General features: G+C 64.4%; 17 protein-coding genes and 1 pseudogene. 4 read left to right on the top strand and 14 right to left on the bottom strand.

The features are described from left to right. The 8 genes from A5636_RS01620 to A5636_RS01585 form a co-directional block, all read right to left on the bottom strand. Window positions 1-1,074 (bottom strand): hypothetical protein, encoded by a 1,074-nt coding sequence (locus A5636_RS01620; protein ID WP_065156953.1) that lies wholly within the window; start codon window positions 1,072-1,074, stop codon window positions 1-3. Window positions 1,075-1,162: 88 nt separating this feature from the next. Further along, complete coding sequence (locus A5636_RS01615; protein WP_065156952.1) at window positions 1,163-2,077, bottom strand: alpha/beta hydrolase; 915 nt, start codon at window positions 2,075-2,077, stop codon at window positions 1,163-1,165. Beyond that, the gene (locus A5636_RS01610) at window positions 2,074-2,895 is read right to left on the bottom strand and encodes an SDR family NAD(P)-dependent oxidoreductase (protein WP_065156951.1); all 822 of its coding nucleotides are present in this window, start codon (window positions 2,893-2,895) and stop codon (window positions 2,074-2,076) included. The genes A5636_RS01615 and A5636_RS01610 overlap by 4 nt, the downstream gene beginning before the upstream one ends. Further along, entirely contained in the window at window positions 2,892-3,365 is a 474-nt protein-coding gene (locus tag A5636_RS01605) for a nuclear transport factor 2 family protein (RefSeq protein WP_065156950.1), read from the bottom strand. The genes A5636_RS01610 and A5636_RS01605 overlap by 4 nt, the downstream gene beginning before the upstream one ends. A gap of 65 nt (window positions 3,366-3,430) precedes the next feature. Next, entirely contained in the window at window positions 3,431-4,417 is a 987-nt protein-coding gene (locus A5636_RS01600; protein ID WP_065157159.1) for an acyl-CoA dehydrogenase family protein, read from the bottom strand. Between the two features lie 23 nt (window positions 4,418-4,440). After that, entirely contained in the window at window positions 4,441-5,589 is a 1,149-nt protein-coding gene (locus A5636_RS01595) for an acyl-CoA dehydrogenase family protein (RefSeq protein WP_437339785.1), read from the bottom strand. Beyond that, a complete protein-coding gene (locus A5636_RS01590) occupies window positions 5,571-6,350 on the bottom strand; it encodes a crotonase/enoyl-CoA hydratase family protein (RefSeq protein WP_065156949.1) in 780 nt (259 codons plus the stop codon). Before A5636_RS01590 ends, A5636_RS01595 begins: the two co-directional genes overlap by 19 nt. 24 nt (window positions 6,351-6,374) lie before the next feature. Continuing rightward, complete coding sequence (locus tag A5636_RS01585; protein WP_155763493.1) at window positions 6,375-7,904, bottom strand: acyl-CoA synthetase; 1,530 nt, start codon at window positions 7,902-7,904, stop codon at window positions 6,375-6,377. Window positions 7,905-7,991: 87 nt separating this feature from the next. On the opposite strand from A5636_RS01585, the gene A5636_RS01580 reads away from it, so the two are divergent. Further along, entirely contained in the window at window positions 7,992-9,875 is a 1,884-nt protein-coding gene (locus A5636_RS01580; RefSeq protein WP_065156947.1) for a flavin-containing monooxygenase, read from the top strand. Beyond that, window positions 9,872-10,759 (top strand): SDR family NAD(P)-dependent oxidoreductase, encoded by an 888-nt coding sequence (locus A5636_RS01575; protein ID WP_065156946.1) that lies wholly within the window; start codon window positions 9,872-9,874, stop codon window positions 10,757-10,759. The genes A5636_RS01580 and A5636_RS01575 overlap by 4 nt, the downstream gene beginning before the upstream one ends. A 210-nt stretch (window positions 10,760-10,969) precedes the next feature. On the opposite strand, the gene A5636_RS01570 is transcribed toward A5636_RS01575, so the two are convergent. Further along, a complete protein-coding gene (locus tag A5636_RS01570; RefSeq protein WP_065156945.1) occupies window positions 10,970-12,091 on the bottom strand; it encodes a helix-turn-helix transcriptional regulator in 1,122 nt (373 codons plus the stop codon). 292 nt (window positions 12,092-12,383) lie between these two features. Between A5636_RS01570 and A5636_RS01565 the strand changes: the two genes are divergently transcribed. Beyond that, a complete protein-coding gene (locus A5636_RS01565; protein ID WP_065156944.1) occupies window positions 12,384-12,668 on the top strand; it encodes a hypothetical protein in 285 nt (94 codons plus the stop codon). Window positions 12,669-12,786: 118 nt separating this feature from the next. Continuing rightward, complete coding sequence (locus tag A5636_RS01560) at window positions 12,787-13,179, top strand: nuclear transport factor 2 family protein (protein WP_065156943.1); 393 nt, start codon at window positions 12,787-12,789, stop codon at window positions 13,177-13,179. Window positions 13,180-13,485: 306 nt separating this feature from the next. Here A5636_RS01560 and A5636_RS01555 read toward each other — a convergent pair whose 3' ends face one another. The 5 genes and pseudogenes from A5636_RS01555 to bphC all read right to left on the bottom strand — a co-directional run bounded on the left by A5636_RS01555 (window position 13,486) and on the right by bphC (window position 17,272). After that, the gene (locus A5636_RS01555) at window positions 13,486-14,127 is read right to left on the bottom strand and encodes a Dabb family protein (RefSeq protein ID WP_065156942.1); all 642 of its coding nucleotides are present in this window, start codon (window positions 14,125-14,127) and stop codon (window positions 13,486-13,488) included. Then, window positions 14,120-14,467, bottom strand: coding sequence for a hypothetical protein (locus A5636_RS01550; protein ID WP_065156941.1), 348 nt, complete (start codon window positions 14,465-14,467; stop codon window positions 14,120-14,122). The genes A5636_RS01555 and A5636_RS01550 overlap by 8 nt, the downstream gene beginning before the upstream one ends. Further along, window positions 14,460-15,384: pseudogene (locus tag A5636_RS01545) on the bottom strand (alpha/beta hydrolase). Before A5636_RS01545 ends, A5636_RS01550 begins: the two are co-directional and overlap by 8 nt. Continuing rightward, the gene (locus A5636_RS01540; protein ID WP_065156940.1) at window positions 15,381-16,184 is read right to left on the bottom strand and encodes an IclR family transcriptional regulator; all 804 of its coding nucleotides are present in this window, start codon (window positions 16,182-16,184) and stop codon (window positions 15,381-15,383) included. Before A5636_RS01540 ends, A5636_RS01545 begins: the two are co-directional and overlap by 4 nt. Before the next feature lie 179 nt (window positions 16,185-16,363). Next, on the bottom strand, window positions 16,364-17,272 hold the full coding sequence (gene bphC, locus A5636_RS01535) for a biphenyl-2,3-diol 1,2-dioxygenase (RefSeq protein ID WP_065156939.1): 909 nt from the start codon (window positions 17,270-17,272) through the stop codon (window positions 16,364-16,366). Window positions 17,273-17,277 lie beyond the last annotated feature (5 nt).

Below are 17,277 nucleotides of genomic sequence, written 5' to 3'. Positions count from 1 at the left end.
CTACAACTGGAAGGCACTGATCGGCGCCTCGTCGGGGTATATCGACGGCCCACCGAGATCGAATGCCGCGTTGAGCGCACCGATGAACTGTGCGTCGTGCAACGGGTCGCTGGGTATGTCCAGCTTGATACCGCGCGCGTTGGCGTCGTCGACCAAGATGTCGATCGCCTTCTCCACCGTCAGATCGTCGGAGCCTTCCATGTTCTTCTTCAACTCGTCGAAGTCGGCGAACACTTCGGCGGACCAGTGCACCAGGAACCGCAGTTCGTCGGTGCGGTGGCGGGCGATCACGTCGTCGCCGTTCTTGAGCAGCCACTGGTCACGATCGGAGGGATCCCCGTCGAATACCGTGTCGAACGCCAATCCGGCTGGAATCTGTTGTTCCACCGGCCCATTCGCCTCGCCGCGGTGCACCATCATTTCGTTCTGCACCACCACGCCGCGGTTGTAGATCGGCGGCAGCACCCGCTTCGGTGCCTGCAGCGGACCGTCCGGCCAATAGGTGAACCCGCTTCCGCCGTCGTGCGAGAACCAGGTGATGACCTGAGCGGTCTTGATGAGGTAGTCGGTGAACAGACCTGATTTCCCCATCACGCTGGTGAGCCACGTAGGAGCATTCTCGTGCCGCACCCCACGGAAACTCGGTGAGTCCAGGTGCCCCGGGTCGCGATTGGCGCACGGCCCGTTGATGTTGAACAGCATCAGTTGCGGCTTGGCGTATTGGGCGCGCCAGTAGCTCTTGGCCATCTCGAGGAACCGCGCGTTGTAGAAACAGTCGTGCAGTTGCGGGTGAAGCACCGCTCCGTAGTTGGCCAGGTACCCCCGAAACGTCGGCGTCAGAAACAGATCCAGCGACGGCGTGTATCCCTCCGGAAACAATCCGCTCATGGTCGCGATCAGCTCGTCGGCCGAGGCGAAGTGCTGCGAGATGATCAACCGCCACGGGCCCTCGGTGCGCACCACATCGAGCAACCGCTCACGCTGATCGTCGGTGTAGACATTGTCGACCTCGCGCGGCGGTGCGGCCGGCCGCAACACATCGGACAGCTCCATCCGCCGCTCCTGGGTGAGCATGAGTTGTCTCCTTCTGCCGGCGCGAATCTCCTGTGATTCTGCGCAGTATCGACGCGTCGCGGACGCGGATTGTCCAGTGAACGGGACGTTACGAGCAGAGGGGATGGTCAAACCTGGCGCGCAGCAACCCGCCGATCTCGGCGACGGCCAGTCGGCCGCGTGCCGTCGCTTCAGAACGCATCAGAAATCCGTGGTACATGCCTGGATAGCGCGTGCACGTGGTCTGCACGCCGGCGTCCCGAAGCCGCGAGGCATACCTTTCGCCCCAGTCCCGGATCGGGTCGCAGCCCGCGGTCACCACGATGGCCGGCGGCAGGCCGGACAAGTCTGTCGCATACGCGGGAACGAGGTAGGGGTCCGAGCCGACGTCAGCGAGGCCGTTGAGGTATTCGATGTCGTCACGGCTGAGGATCGGCGCATCGGCGAGCAAAGTGATTGACGGCGCGGTCATGTCGCGATCCAATCCCGGGTACAGCAACACCTGGGCGCATATCGACGGGCCGTCCCGGTCGCGCGCCGCCAACGCCACCCCGGCCGCCAGCGACCCACCCGCGCTGTCGCCGACCACCGCCAATCGGGCCGCGTCGACACCCAGGTCACCGGCATGCGACGAGACCCACTGAGTCGCGGCGTAGGCATCCTCGAACTGGGCGGGCGGCGGCGACTCGGGGGCCAGTCGGTAGTCGACGGCAACGACGGTCGCACCCGACGCCGACGCCAGCGCCCGGGCCAACGGCTCAAACGAGTGGTTGCTACCCATTACCAGGCCGCCGCCGTGGAAGTACACCAGCACCGGCTGTCCAGATGCATTGGTGGGCCGGTAGATCCGAACTGCGAGGTGCTCGGGGAGCACCGAATCGGTGACGGCGGCCATTTCCGGCATGTCGTCGGGCAGGGGAGCAGACTCGATCGCAGCTCGCACCGCCTCAAGGCCCCTCACCCGCATCGGTGGGACCTGACCGAACGCGGCGATCCGCGCGGCGGCATCTGGGTCTAGCGTCATTTCAGCGACGGAGGACGTTGCCTGGCAAGGACTTCCGCACGCCGCTGCATGGCGGACAGCACCGACTCCTGGGTGACCAGATAGAAGCGGCCATCTGCTGCCTGATCGAACAGCGTCTCAGCGGCGGACAGTGGGTCTATGGCCGCGGCCTTGATGTCGAGCATGGCGGCCCGTTGCGCCTCGGCAGCGTCGAAGTCGCCTGATCCGTCGACCCCGCCCGCCGATTCGAAGATGTTCGACACCACCGCACCGGGCAGCACCGCCTGCACGCGGATGTGGTGACCGTGCCCCGCGGCCTCGACGTCAAGGCGCAGGCACTCGGTCATCGCGAGTACGGCGTGCTTGCTCATGATGTAGGGCGTCTGCAGCGGGATCGCCGTCACTGCGCCGACCGACGCCAGGTTCCACACCCACGCCTGCTCGTCGCTCGCCATCATTTTCGGCAGAAACGCGCGGACACCGTGGAATACGCCGCTGATGTTGATGTCGACCACACGCTGCCAGTTGGCCACCGGGGTGTCCCACAGATAACCGAATTGTTCGACGCCGGCGTTGTTCACCAGCAACCGCACTGGGCCGACGTCGCGGAAGGTGCGATCAGCCAACTCCTGTACGGCATCTGGGTCGCGCACGTCGCAGACAACTGCAACGGCGTTGGCCAGTTCGTCGCGCAGTTCGGTGATGGCATCGGCGTCGACGTCGGACAGCACCACTGTCATGCCCAAGGTATTCGCGTACCGAGCAAGTCCGGCACCGATTCCGGCGCCCGCGCCGGTAATGACGGCGACGCCGCCGGAGAACGTTTCGCGGGCGTTCACGACCCCGCGCTGGCGTGCCGTTCGGACAGCAGCACCGAGTTGGTGGTATCGAGGATGACGTCCATCTCGGTGAACTCTAAACCGCGCGCACCGCGGCGCACACTGACTTCCGCGACGCCGCTGGACACCGCGAACGGAACGTAGTTCGCGATCTGGTTGACCAACAGGTAGAACCGGGCCCGGGTGACGTCCCCTTCGGAGCCGATGCGGTGCAGGTTGGTGGTGTGGTGGCGCAACGGGTAAGGGCTTTGCTCGCGGTGCTCGGTCAGCCACTGCATCACCGCCTCGCGGCCGCGCAGCTCGGGCGACATCAACTCCTCGAAAGGACTTGCGCCACTGTCGCTTCTGCTCACATAACGAATATCATCGGCATAGCGTGAGGCCAGTTCCTCGTAGCGTGCTTCGTCGTAGTGGTACCAGAAGCCGGCGATGAACTCTTGCAATTCCGGCAGCGCGATGTCGTCACTCATGCAGTGAGTCAACCCCGGTCCGGCATCGATGGCACCCGAGCGGCCCGGTCAGTGGAACACCATCTCTACCCGGTGATCAGGTCCCAGAGGCCGCCGGCGCTGGCGTGCAGCGCCGCGTCGGTGACCTGCTCGTCCCAGTAGCGCATCGAACCGAACTCCGAACGCCAGGCCAGCGCTGCCCGGGTGAACTCGTGCAATCGGTGCTCGCGAGTGGTGCCGATCGCGCCGTGCACCTGGTGGGCATTGCGCACCACCACCGAACTGGCGTGGCCCGCGCACGAACGCGCCGCGGCCACCAGAAAATTCAGGTTGAACGCCGACCATCCGCTGCTGACGGCTGCGGTGAGCGCGGCCTCCGTCGCGGCCCGGGCGAGTGCGGCCTCGGACGCTATATCGGAGATCATGTGTTGCACCGCCTGAAATTTCGACAGCGGCCGCCCGAATTGGACCCGCGCGGTCGCGTGCTCCACACACAGTCGCAGGATCTGGTCGAGCGCGGCGCAGATCTGAATGGACCGGACCAGTGCCGCCTTCAGCCGCAACTCGGTGACCAGGGCCAAGGTCACCGCTACCCCGCTCAGGCCGGCAAGGTCGGCGACCACCGTGTCACGGGGTTCACCGATCAGGTTCACGCCGGGGGTGGTGACCAGCTGCTCGATCGCGAGGTCGGCGATCTGGTAGCCACCAGCAGGCCGCCATACGACCACCACCCGGTCGGCAGACGCGGCCCACGGCACCGCCGCTGCCCTGCCCTGCTTGTCGAGCATGGCCACCGTCCGAACCGCGCCGTCTGACGGCAATCCCACCGACTCCAACAGCCAGCATGACAGTAAATCGTGCTCGGCCAACGGAATTCGAACACCGTGCCCAGCGGCCGCGGCCAGCAGTTCGGCCGCTTCATACCAGCTGGCGCCGCTTCCACCGTGCTGTTCGGCACCGGTCAGCCGCACCAGGCCGAGTTCGTCGAGGCGTTGCCAAAACGCCGGATCGCGCGAGACCCCCGCCCCGGGCGGATGCTGCTCACGGTATTCATCGAAAACTGCACCCATCATGTCAACGAGGGCCGGGTCGACGTTCACCGCAGACCCAATCCGCGCGCGATCACTCCGTGCAGCACCTCGTTGGTGCCGCCGCGCAGGGTAAAGCCCGGCCGTTGATCCACGGCAGCCCGTGCCAGCTCCGCGAACACCGAATCGGGCGGGTCCTGCAGGTCGGCGAATTCGGCGATATCCCCCTCAGTAGTGGTGCCGAGCACCTTGACTACTGCCGCGGACAGGTCGGCCGGCTCATGCCGTCCGAGCGCACCGGCCACCGCGGTGGACATGCGATGCAGGCCGGCAATCCGGGCCACCAGCCGGCCCAGATCAGCATCGCGGGGGATCGAGTTGGCCGCCATCCGGTCGGCGCAGGCAGCCAGCAGCACAAAGGTGGACAGGAAACGTTCCGGTCCGCTGCGTTCGAAGCTGAGTTCCGACGTAACCTGCTGCCAGCCGTTGCCGATCTCGCCGAACACCATGTCGTCGGGCACCATGACGCCGTCGAGGATGACCTCGTTGAAGTGGTGCGCGCCGTTCATGGAAATGATGGGACGGATCTGGATGCCGGGCTCGCGCAGATCGACGATGAACTGGCTGAGTCCGGCATGCCGATGCTGCGGGTCCACCGGCGCCGTCCGGGCCAACACGATGAAGGCTTCCGCGAGATGGGCCCCCGAGGTCCAGACTTTGGTCCCGGACAGCGACCAGCCGCCGTCGACGCGCTCGGCCCGGGTACGCACGCTGGCCAGGTCGGAACCGCTGTCCGGCTCGCTCATTCCGATGCCGAAGAAACACTCGCCGCGCACGATCCGCGGCAGAAAGCGCTGCTTCTGCGTCTCGGTGCCGTACTTCAGCAGCGACGGCACGATCTGGCGGTCGGCGATCCAGTGTGCAGCGACCGGAGCGCCGGCGGCCAGCAACTCCTCGGTGACCACGAACCGCTCCTGAAACGAGCGTCCGTGCCCGCCGTACTCGACTGGCACCGTCATGCCCAGCCAACCCCGCGCGGCGAGGGCTGCGGTGAATTCCTCGTCCCACCGCGACAACCACGCGTCGACGGCAGGATTGAACGCGTCGGCCGCCAGCTGCTCGGCGATGAACGCACGAACGTCGGCACGCAGTTCGGCGGTCGCCTCTTCGTCGGTTCCGGCGGACGGCACCAGCCGGTTCACTGGGGCGACCGCCACTTGGCGATGCGTTGTTCGTGCTCGGGGTCGCGGTGTGCGAGCGGCTGCATCGCGGCGGCCATGCCCAGCGTCGACTCGAGGGACCCGGTGCGAGACTCCTGAAGCAGTCGCTTGGCCATCCGCAGCGCGTGCGGTGGGTTCTTGGCGATGCGTTCGGCCAGCTCCCTCGCCTGCGGCAACAGGTCGTCGGGTGCGACGACGCTGCTGACCAGGCCCCACTCCAACGCGGTGGCGGCGTCGATGCGGTCGCCGGTGAACGTCATCTCGGCGGCGCGTTGGTAACCGATCACGCGCTGCAGGAACCAGCTGCCGCCGTCGCCGGGGATGAGGCCGAGCTGCACGAAGCTCTCCGCGAAAGACGCCCGCTCGGAAGCGATTCGGATGTCGCACATCAGCGCCAGGTCGCAGCCCGCACCGATGGCGGCGCCGTTGATGGCGCCGATCAGCGGAACTTCGAGCCGCGACAACGCCCGCGGAATCCGCTGAATTCCGTCAATGTAGGCGTGTCGCTGGTCGAGAGCGCTCAATGCGAACATGCCCGCCTGGTCGGCCATTTCCTTGACGTTGCCGCCTGCCGAGAAGATCTTGCCCTCGCCGGTGAGGATCACCGCGCGCACTTCGGTGTCGGCGTTGGCGTCATCGACGGCCGCCTCGAAGTCGGCGATCACGTCCTTGCCGGTAATCGCGTTGCCCACCTTCGGGAGGCTGATCGTCCAGGTTCGGATGGGTCCGTCGGTGCTGATGTCCAAAGCGGTACTCATGCTGGCAACTGTAGGGACCCGGGTTTACGGAGCCGTCGACGCGCGGGTAAACCGCTCCCGCAGTGCCCGCTTGAGCAGCTTGCCGCTCGGGTTTTTGGGCAGCGATTCGACGAGAAACACCTGCTTAGGCGTCTTGAACCCGGCCAGATGCGCCCGACAGTGCGCGATGACGTCGTCTTCGTCAAGAGTGGCGCCATCGCGCAGCACTACCGCGGCCACCACGGCTTCCACCCAGACTGGGTCCGGCAGGCCGAACACCGCGACTTCTTGCACGCCACGGTGTCGGTACAGCACCTCCTCGACCTCCCGGCTGGCTACGTTCTCACCGCCGGTTTTGATCATGTCCTTCTTTCGGTCCACGACGTGCAGCAGACCATGCTCGTCGTAGTAGCCGAGATCGCCGGAGTGGAACCAACCATTGCGGAATGCCTGCGCGGTCTTGTCCTCGTCGTCGAGGTAACCGAGCATCAAGTGCGGGCTGCGATGTGCGATTTCCCCGACGGTTCCCGGGGCGACGGGGGCGTCATCGTCGTCGAGGATGGTGCTCTCCACGTTGATGACGGGCCGTCCGGCGGCGCCGGCGTGGGCGTCCTGCTCGTCGGGGCCGAGCGCAGCAGCCAGCGGCGCCATCTCGGTTTGGCCGTAGAAATTCCATAGCTTCAAGTCCGGTAGCCGGCGACGCATCTCGCCCAGGATCTCGGTCGGCATCGCCGAGGCGCCGTAATAGCCTTTGCGCAGACTGGACAGGTCAACCTCGTCGAACAGCGGAGAGCGCAGCAGGCTGATCCAAACAGTAGGTGGCGCAAAGTAACTGGTGACCGCGTACCGCTCTATGGTGCGCAGTACGTCCGCCGGGTCCGGACGCGGCAGGATGATGCTGGTGGCGCCGAGGTAGATGTCGGGGATGAGGAAGTTGTCCAGCTGAGCGCAGTGGTAAAGCGGCAGGGAGTGGATCTCAACGTCCTCGGCGGACTTGTCGCCGGCGATGATTGTGCTGATGTAGTTCCACATCAGGCTGCGACTGCTGTGCATCACGCCTTTGGGACGAGACTCGGTACCGCTGGTGTACATCAGCCGGATGACCTGATCGTCGTCGATATGCCGTTGGGGTGCGACCGTTTCGGTGTTCAACCACTCGGCGAAATCGGCCAGCGTTGCTTTGGTCGTGATTGCACCGGCCGACCGCATTGCTTGCTCGGCAGTCGCAAGGAACTCTTCCTGGATGATGAATCCGGTTGCCCTGCTGTGACCGAGGATGAAGCCGATCTCCTCGGCGGTCAGCATGAAGTTGACGGGAACCAGCACCACCCCGGCCCGCGCTGTGGCGAACGCCAGCACCACGTACTGCCAGCAATTGCGCGCCAACAGCGCAATGCGGTCGCCGGCCGCAAATCCGTTGTCGTGCAACGCGGCCGCGGCTCGGTCCACCAGGTGCTCGAACTGGGCGAAGGTCAGGACCACGTCACCGTCGATGATCGCCGTCTTGTCCGGTTGCCGGTGGGCGGAGCGGCGGGGAATGTCCCCGAGCGACTGACTGCGTGCGGCTTGCATCATTCGAACATAGGCCTCTCGCATACGTGCGTGTCCCGCTGAGAGGAAAGGACTGTCGCTTGGGTGTCCGACACCTTCGATACTGATGGCATGGCCACGCCCGATCCCGAGGACCTGCGGGAGAACCTGCGTCTTGCGGACCCGGGTGTTCTGGTTGCCGTGTTGGCGCAGCTCACCGGTGATCCGTCGGTGGTGGACCGCTTTGGGCCGAAGATCTTCCACGTTCCGGATCCGCCGGAACGTGCCGGCGTGACCGATCCGGCCACGGCCGAGGCCCTGGTCGATGCGGTGGTCGCGGCGCTGGACGGGGACCGGCCGGCCCGCTCGGACGACCCGGAACTGTTCCGGCGGCTGCTACCGCTGGCACTGGGGTCGCAGATCGACGACGAGTTCGTTCCACTATTGCTCGAACAGGGCGGTTTCCAACTCTCTCAGCCGACATTGCCGCGTTCGGTGCCGATTCCGGAGACGACGACGGTAGCCATCATCGGGGCGGGCCTCGCCGGCATCATCACCGCGCTGGCCGCCGCCGACGCCGGGGTTGCCTACCGGATCTACGAGCGAAACGACGACGTTGGCGGCACCTGGCTGACGACGACCTATCCTGGCATCGGCGTGGACACCCCGTCGGCGTACTACTCGCTGTCACGGGAAGTGAACCCGGAATGGACGAGTTACTACCCGCAGGGTGCCGAGTACCAGTCTTATCTGGTCAAGCTGGCCGACAAGCACGGGCTTCGTTCCCACACCCGGTTCGGCACCGAAGTCGAAGCGCTGTGGTGGGACGACAATCGCGCGCAGTGGCAGATCCACGCGGTGGACCGAGCCGGCAACCGTGAGGTCAGCTTCGCGCGCGTGGTCATCACCGCTGCCGGTTATCTCAACCGGCCGCGCTGGCCGAAGCTGCCGGGGCGGGAAGCTTTCGCGGGCACAAGCATTCACTCAGCCCAGTGGGACCCTTCCTTGGACCTGACCGGCCGCCGGGTCGCGGTCATCGGGGCCGGTTGCACGGCGGTGCAGATCGTAGATGCCTGCGTCGACGAGGTCGAACACCTGACCGTGTTTCAGCGGCAACCGCACTGGGTCGCGCCACGCAAACGGCTGACCGACGACGTTCCAGGCCACCGTCGATACCTCGGCCGGCACCTGCCGTACTACGCGAACTGGAACCGGCTCAAGTCATTCTGGGGTACGGCAGACAACAACTATCCGGTCATTCTGCGCGACCCGGAATGGGCGGCAACCCATCTGTCGATCTCGCCCGCCAATGATGTGCTGTTGCAGATGTGTAGGGACTACATCGATCGAACGTTCGGGGCGGGAACAGAATTGGCGAGGAAGGTTACGCCCGATTTTGCGCCCTACGGTAAGCGGATCATCCGCGACCCGGGCGGTTACTATGCGGCGTTGACTCGCGACCATGTGCACGTGGAGGCCAGTGAGCCGCGCGAGGTCAATGCGAAAGGCATTGTCACTCAGGACGGTAGGCAGATCGACCTCGATGTCATCATCTACGCGACGGGTTATCACCTCGACTTCCTGTCCACCATTGACATCCGCGGCCGCGGCGGCATTGCCCTTGCCGCCGAGTGGGGCGACAGTCCCGCGGCCTACCGCGGCGGTACCGTCCCGGGATTCCCGAATCTGTTCATCAATTCGGCACCCAACTACAGTCCCGGGCACGGTGCCGGAGCCAACTTCTCGATGGAAGTGATGGCCCACTACGTCATTGAGTGTTTGCAGCTCATGGCGCTGCGCGGTGCCACGTCCATGGAAGTGACTAGAGCGGCCTATGACGAGTACGTCGCCGGAATCGACCAAGCGATGGCCGGCACGGTGTGGTGTCACACCCCCAACGCACACACGTACTACCGCTCCAAATCGGGTCGGGTAGTGGTGGCCACTCCGTACCGCCTGGTCGACCTCTGGCATGAACACCGTGCCCCGATCGAAGCGCATTTCGAACTCCGATGACGGGGTTGCTGTTCGGCAGAACGGCTTTGGTGACCGGTAGCAGCCGGGGCATCGGCCGGGCCATCGCGCAGCGACTCGCCGCCGAAGGAGCCACGGTGGTGGTGACAGCGCGGTCGTTTGAGCCGTCGTCCTCGGTGCGGGCGGGTGTGGGAGCTATCCTGCCCGGCACGATAGACGAGACGATCGCGTTGATCGAAGCGGCGGGTGGCCGGGCGATCGGGGTGGCGGCGGACCTAGAGGATCAGGCTCAGCGCGACAGTCTCATCGACCGAGTACTCGACCGCGCCGGCCGCATCGACATCCTGGTCAACAACGCGGGATTCGCCGATTACGCGTTGGTCGAGGACATGTCGTTGGAGACGTTCGACAGGACCGTTGAACACTATCTGCGCGTCCCGTTCATGCTGACCAAAGCCGTTGTACCCCAGATGCGCAGCCAGGGGGCGGGCTGGATCGTCAACATCGGATCGGTCACCGGGGTGCCTCCGGTGCGGCCCTACCGTGATTACAACAAGACCGCCGGTGACGTCATCTACGCGTCGTGTAAAGCCGCGCTGCACCGTCTCACTCAGGGTGTGGCCGCCGAACTGCTTGATGCGAACATCGCCGCCAATTGCGTCGCTCCGTCGACAGCTGTCCACACTGCCGGTGCGGCGCAACTCATTCCGGAGTCGTTCCCGACCGAGCCGGTGGAATATCTGGCCGAGACCGTATTGGCAATGTGCCATCGGCCCGCCGCCGAATGCACTGGCCTGGTGGCGTTCAGCCTGCACTACCCCTGGTCGCAGGGTCTGCCGGTGCACAGCTTGGACGGTATCTCGGTGCTCCCGTCGTTGGGGCCGCCGGAGGCGGCGAACCCCAACATCAGGCCCGCTGGTTGGTAACTCACTGCGTCATTCGGGTTCGTCGTCGTCCTCTTTGGCGCAACAGTATTTCGGGATTATTTGAGGTGTTGATGCGGGGTTGGCCGCGAACCATTGAAGTACGTGGCTAAATGCCACTGCTGAGGAACGATGTGGATGGACGACGTGCTGACTGGCGCCGACGCCATGACTGGCGAGCCCGGAGCCAGCGGCCATTACGTGGGCGCCTCATTACGGCGCGGTGTAATTAGGGCCGTACTTGAGTAGAAGTCGGACAAGCTCAACTTGGCGGTGGGTGTCCGTCTTGTCGAAGACATGTTGCAGATGGGTGCGAACCGTCGTCAATGAGACCGACAACTCCTCTGAAATCTCCTTCATGTCCGCGCCGTGCGTCACGCGCAAGGCAACGTCGGCCTCGGCATCGGTGAGGCGGTAAAGCCGCCGCAAAAGCGCTGCGGCGGGTTCAGGCTCGTCCTCAGGATCGATGATGAGAATCAAGGCCATTGGCTGCCTGAGTGGCGCGTCAGCATTACGGCGGTGGGAGGGCAGCACATGAACGACATACGGCCGCCTACCCGAGGGCCGAACAGAGATGAGCGACTTGCCCGCCCGAATGGTGGAGCATCCGCCGCCTAGGGCATCGTCGATGGCGCGATGCAGCTCTCGTTCGGTGTGCGCGCTCGTCGGGGCGATGCGTCCTGACCGCACGCAGAGGCCATCTCCGGAGCGGAAAATTCGTTCGGCAGCCGAATTCAGGTTCTTAATCAGGTGTTCGCCTCCGACGACGATGACCACTCCGTGCCGAACAACCTCCAGTGCTCCCGCCAGCTCATCGGTGCTGTGGGCAAGGGTGGCGAGCTTATTCTGTGTGCGCAGGGCCTGTTGCAGGTGTGGAAGCAGGCCCCTCATCAACCTGACACGGTCAGTTGTGTCGAACGACTCGGTCCGTCTCGGTGCCCCCACGAGGAAACACGTAGGTCTTGCCCCGCCCGTTAGCCGGACGAACAACCCGTCATCGATTTCGAGGGGACGCAACCACTTTTCGTGGAATTCCGTCTTCCAGACAAGCGGCATCAACTCCGTCCCCGTCCGCACCGCACCCGGCGGTCCCCGCCCGACGGCGGCGAGCACGTGGTCTAAACGGTGGTAGTACTCGGCGTAGATCTTGGCGACGTCCGCGGGAAGGGTCGAATCAAGTAGGGACCAGACCGTACTATCGGCCGTGAACAGCCCGCCGGCTATTCCATCCAACGTGCGGCGAATCTCGCCTAAGGCCGCTTCCCAGTGATCTGGAGTCACCGCCGCGGCGTAGATGCCAGATACTAGGTGCGAATATTTCTCGAGCGTGACCATGGCCCGGGCTCCGATTCACCGGTTGGTGCCCGCATCGGCAAACCTTCCTCGCTGTCAACCCTCATGCGGAGGCCTCCAGCAAAGAATAGTCGGATCTCATCCAGATAGAAATGTCATCCATATAGATGACGAGTTGCCCACGTCATGGTGATTGTCTTACAGGTGTTCGATAGCTGTCACTCGGGTAGTAGCCCGCAATCATCGAAAGGCATTCGCCATGTTTCACTTGCTACCCACATTGCACTCACTACCCGATCCTCCGGCGCCCGATGTCGAGCCAGCTTCGGCCGCGGTGAGCATGCGGATCGACTGCCTCGATACGCAGCAGACGACCGTCGACTCCGCGCGAGACGCCTCGACACCGGTTCTCATCAGCGAACAGGAAGTCCTGTTCAACTCCGCAGTAGCCGCATCGGTATCGCCGGCAACGACTCGTCGCCACTGGTCGGACGCAGCCTTGATTACAGCAATCGGCCATATCCACCTCCGGCTGCCCGAGCCGCGGCCTATTTATACGCGCCGTGAGGCCAGCTATTTCGAGGGTGGACGGATGTCTCGCATGATGGAGCACCTCTGATGGGGGGCTAGTGAAAGGCGATGGTCCAGGGGCGCTCCCCACCGCAATTCCGCCGGGGCGCTAGACCGGGCGTGCCCGTCACGGCCGAGACATCAGGTAATCACGAAAGGAACTGAAAATGTCAGAGCAAGAACAGAACATCAAGCTCATCAAGAAGGGTTACGAAGCCTTCAACGCTGGTGACGGCGACACAGTGATGAGCCTGTTCGATGACAAAGTCGAGTGGATCCAGCCGGGCGACAGCGCCATCAGCGGCACCTACCACGGCAAGCAGGAAATAGCAGAGCTGCTGGCCAAGATGGGTGAGAAGCAAACTTCCGTCACTAACGATCACATCCTCGCCGACGGCGACTTAGTGGTCATGCTCGGCCAGACCACCGTGGCCGGGGAAACCACGGACGCTGCGACCGTGTTCACCGTGCGCGACGGTCAGACCGTCCGGGTACAGGCATACGGCGACACGGCTGCGCTGGAGCGCATCTTCGGCAAGAAGCAGGTCGCGACGGCTTAGTAACTCGCCTCGAAACGCTGAGCTTAGGGTGCCGCCCAGCTCTTCGTTGCTGGCTTGTGCGGCAACCTCATTGATGACGGCATGCTGGGGTGTAAGCAACCGGCGGCTCACCCGCTCCAAACGTTCCAGAGCACGCAACCGCTCAGGGGTGGTGAACGCGTCAAAAGACAACTCACACAACCGATCCAACTCGGCCTCGAGCGCTTCGAAGACCTCGACGATTTCTTAACGCGTGCTCGACGGTATACCCCCGAATAGTACTGAGCGCCACCGAACAAGAAGTTCCCACAAGGCAACAGATTTCGCTTACTCGGCCGCAGGAAGATTGTCCCAGTTTGCGGTGTCGGGCAGCACGCAGAAGCTGTGACACACCCGATCCCGCACAATTACCTCGGGACATTCGGGGTCAAACCAACGATCCACCACCGCCCAGTGGATCGGATGCATCATGTATTGGCCCACCAGACCATCGACGTCGGTGAACCCCTGCTCGAAAACATGCGTCCACGGCGAGGTCCCGACGGACTCATCGACGCGACTCAACTGCCAAGCGGTGATTGTGTTTACGTAGTCCGCCATCGACCGGAGTTCGTCCTCGAAGCGGGCGATCGTCTCGGTGGCAGCGCCGGGGGACACCCGCAAGAGCAGCGTGCGATACACCGTGCCGCTGGTGATGTCCGTGCGCAGCGGGCTACCCGCGTAGTTGGCGCCGTCGACCCGCGTCACCGCGGAGTCCTCGATTACCGCGTCGAAATCTAAAGCGAGCGAACGCCATTCGCCTTTCGAACCGAAACGCAGATGAGCGAGAATGTCACCGCCGTAGCGCGAACCCGGCATCGTCGGTTGCACGATCGAATACGGTGAGCCCGCCGCAACCGCACGCAGATCGCGAAGTATTCGATCGCGTTCTGATTCGTGCACGTCGAGCAACCTGATGACGCTATACATCGCACAGATCATCCACGTCATCTGCCGCCGCGGCGAACGACCGCGACCGTTCCACCACCAATTCGCTGATCCGCGACCACCATTCGGCCAAACCCGGATCCGGACGGCCCTGCCACGTCATCTCCCACCACGCCTGCACGCTGGGCAGCGTCCAAGTGATCGTGATCGTGTTGACCGCGTCGTCGAACCAGATGGGCGGGCTCACCAGAACGTCGCGCAGCGTCATGCCGCGTTCCCGCGCGCCTGGGGCGTACTCGGCGAGATAGGAGTCCACGAACCGCCGAGCATGGCCGGGTCGGGTCACCACCCGGTCGATCACGAAGACTTCGCCGTCAGGCATCGAGCGGCCCCAGCGCCGAGCCAAGCGCCGCACTCGCTCGGTCACGCGCTTCCCGAGCGATGTCCAGTAGAGGCATGCTCATAAAGCCATGTATACCGCCGTCGAATCGAAGCAGCGTCACGGGTACCGCGGCCGCATCGAGGGCCGCGGCGTATGCGAGCGCTTCGTCGCGCAACGGGTCATGCCCGGCGACCACCAGAACAGCGGGCGGTAAGGCACGCAAATCGGCATGCAACGGTGATGCGTAGGGATGTGTGCGATCCTTCAGGCGAGGCACATACTGGTCCCAATACCACTGCATAGCGGGCTTTGGGTTGTAGTAGCCGCGGCCGAACAAGCTATAGGAACCGGTGGTGAAGTCAGCGGCGATCACCGGGTAGATGAGCAGTTGCGCCGAGAGCACCGGCCCGTTGCGGTCGCGGGCCATCAATGCGGTCACGGCGGCCAGATTCCCACCGGCGCTGTCACCGCCCGACGGCAATGCGGCTGCAATCGCCGCCGAACGCGCCGGCCGCCGCCGACTCGATCACCGCGTAGACATCGTCGGCCGCGGCGGGCCAGCGATGCTCCGGCGCCAGCCGGTACCCGACCGAAACGACAACGGCAGGAACGCTATTGGCGAGACTGCGGCACAGGCCGTCGTGACTGTCCAGGTCGCAGAATACGAAACCGCCGCCGTGTGCGTACACCAACACCGGCAGATCGTCACCGTCAGGGCAGTAGATGCGCACCGGGATGTCGCCTCCCGTTCCGGGGACGACCGCCTCACGAACCTCGGCGACAGGCTCGGGCGCGAAGGCCGGCACGAACCGGTCGCGGATCACCGCCCTGGCTTGCGCACCGGTCATCGTGTGCACGAGCGGGAAGCCGGCGTCCAGCTCTTCGATCAACGGCGCGATCTGTGGATCGAGCTTCACGCGTATCGAAGCAGCGGCCTCGTCGGCTGCAGTGTCGGCGCAACCCGGCCGTCCTCAACGTTGCGCCAAATATTCATCGCGGTCATGCGCACCGGCGCGACCAGTCGTTGATCGAACATCATGCGGCTCATTGGACCACACACCGATACCGCGGCCACAGCATCTCCGGGTCCACCGATCGGTGCTGCGACGCAACCGAATCCAAGAAGCGATTCCTCCCGGTCGAACGCAAAACCGTGGTCGCGGATCCTGGCCAGTTCGGCTCTCAGCTGTGCCGCAGAGGCGATGGAGTACTTGGTCTTGCGAGTGGTCAGGTCTATCGGCTCCCGGTCGTCCCGGTAGGCGAGCATGGCCTTGCCGACCGCCGCGCAGTGCGCCGGTTCACGGCCGCCCACCCTGGTCGGAATCGGGGCGACCAGTCGATCGCCGATCTTGTCGAGATAGACAACGTCTGATCCGTCCAGCACTGCGAGATGGATGACAAGCCCTGTGGCCCGGTGCAAATCACCCAATAAGGGCTTAGCTGCGCGCACCAGGCGGTCCTGATGTACCGCCAGCGATCCCAGTTCGACCAGACGCATGCCGAGCTCATAGTCACGTCCGTTGCGCCGCAGCCAGCGCAGCTGTACCAGGCGTTCCAGCATCCGGTGCGCCGATGACCGCGGCAGGCCGGTGCGGCGCACGATCTGCGCCAACGTCAGCCGTCCAGGCCCTTCGAAAGCATCGAGGACCAGCGAGATCCGGTCGATGACGGCACTGGGGGTGGTCGCTTCGGGTAGCGCGGACGCGGTCGCTGGCATCGGTCCTCCAAGAACTCAGCCTATCTGGCTGCAATATTCCTATTAGGAATATCACACCGACGGGCGTGCTGTCACCGATCCCGCGCGAGCAGACGCAGAATCGCGCAAAAGTCCGCGTTGCGGTGCGATCCTGCGTCTGTTCGCGGAGGTGAGTTGCCACCTACCGCCGAGGGCGCGCCTCAGGGCCGCATGGCCGCTGGCATTTCTCCGACCCACTGATGGCCCCAGTAGCTGTCCGCAGTGATTTCCTCTGCGGTGTAATGGTTTTCGTCGACCCGCATCCCGTCGGTACCGAACTCGATGTCCCAGTCGCCCGGGGTGCGGACGTAGAACGAGACCATCTTGTCGTTCGTGTGCCGGCCCAGTGTGGAGGACAACTGAATTCCTTCGGCGTTGACCCGATCCAGCGCCTGTCCGACCGCGTCTAGGCTGTCCACCTCCACCATGACGTGTACCAGCCCAGGGTCGCGTTGATGCATGGCCGGGCAGATAGCCAGGCTGTGGTGCCTAGCGTTGATGCCGAGGAACCGAACCCGGATGGGGCCGAACTCCGGCGGGGCCGGCACCCGGAACGCGCCGCGGGAACGAAAACCCAGCACCTCGGTGTAGAAGTCGAACGCTCCGGCAGGATCCATGGCGGGCACGACGACATGGCCCAGGCCCTGATCACCGGTTACGAACTTCGCTCCGAAGGGAGTGATCACCGGGCTGTGATCGAGCACCGCACCGTGGAACACCTCGAGGGTGATGCCGGCCGGGTCCTGGAAAGTGATCACCTCTTCGACGCGGCGGTCGTCGGCGTCCTGCTGGGAGAGTTCTTTGAAGGTCACGCCGGCACCGTCCAGGCTGGCCTTGACGCGCTGCAGCGCGGCACGGTCGCGCACTTCCCAGCCGACCGTCATCACCCGGTCGGTCTCGCCCGGAACGACGATGATGCGGGCCGCGCGTTCGTCCATCCGCAGATACAGCGCCGAACTGTCGGTTCCCTTGCCCTGCGCGAAACCCAGCACCCCGAACGCGAAGTGCCGCCACCGTTCGATGTCGCTCGTCGAAACGGTGATGTAGCCAAGGCTTTTCAAATCACCCATAGCCG

Origin of the sequence: Mycobacterium asiaticum, from assembly GCF_001673315.1 — a bacterium.
In the GTDB taxonomy this organism is placed as follows: domain Bacteria; phylum Actinomycetota; class Actinomycetes; order Mycobacteriales; family Mycobacteriaceae; genus Mycobacterium; species Mycobacterium asiaticum_B.
This window is presented reverse-complemented; position numbering and strand designations above follow the sequence as displayed.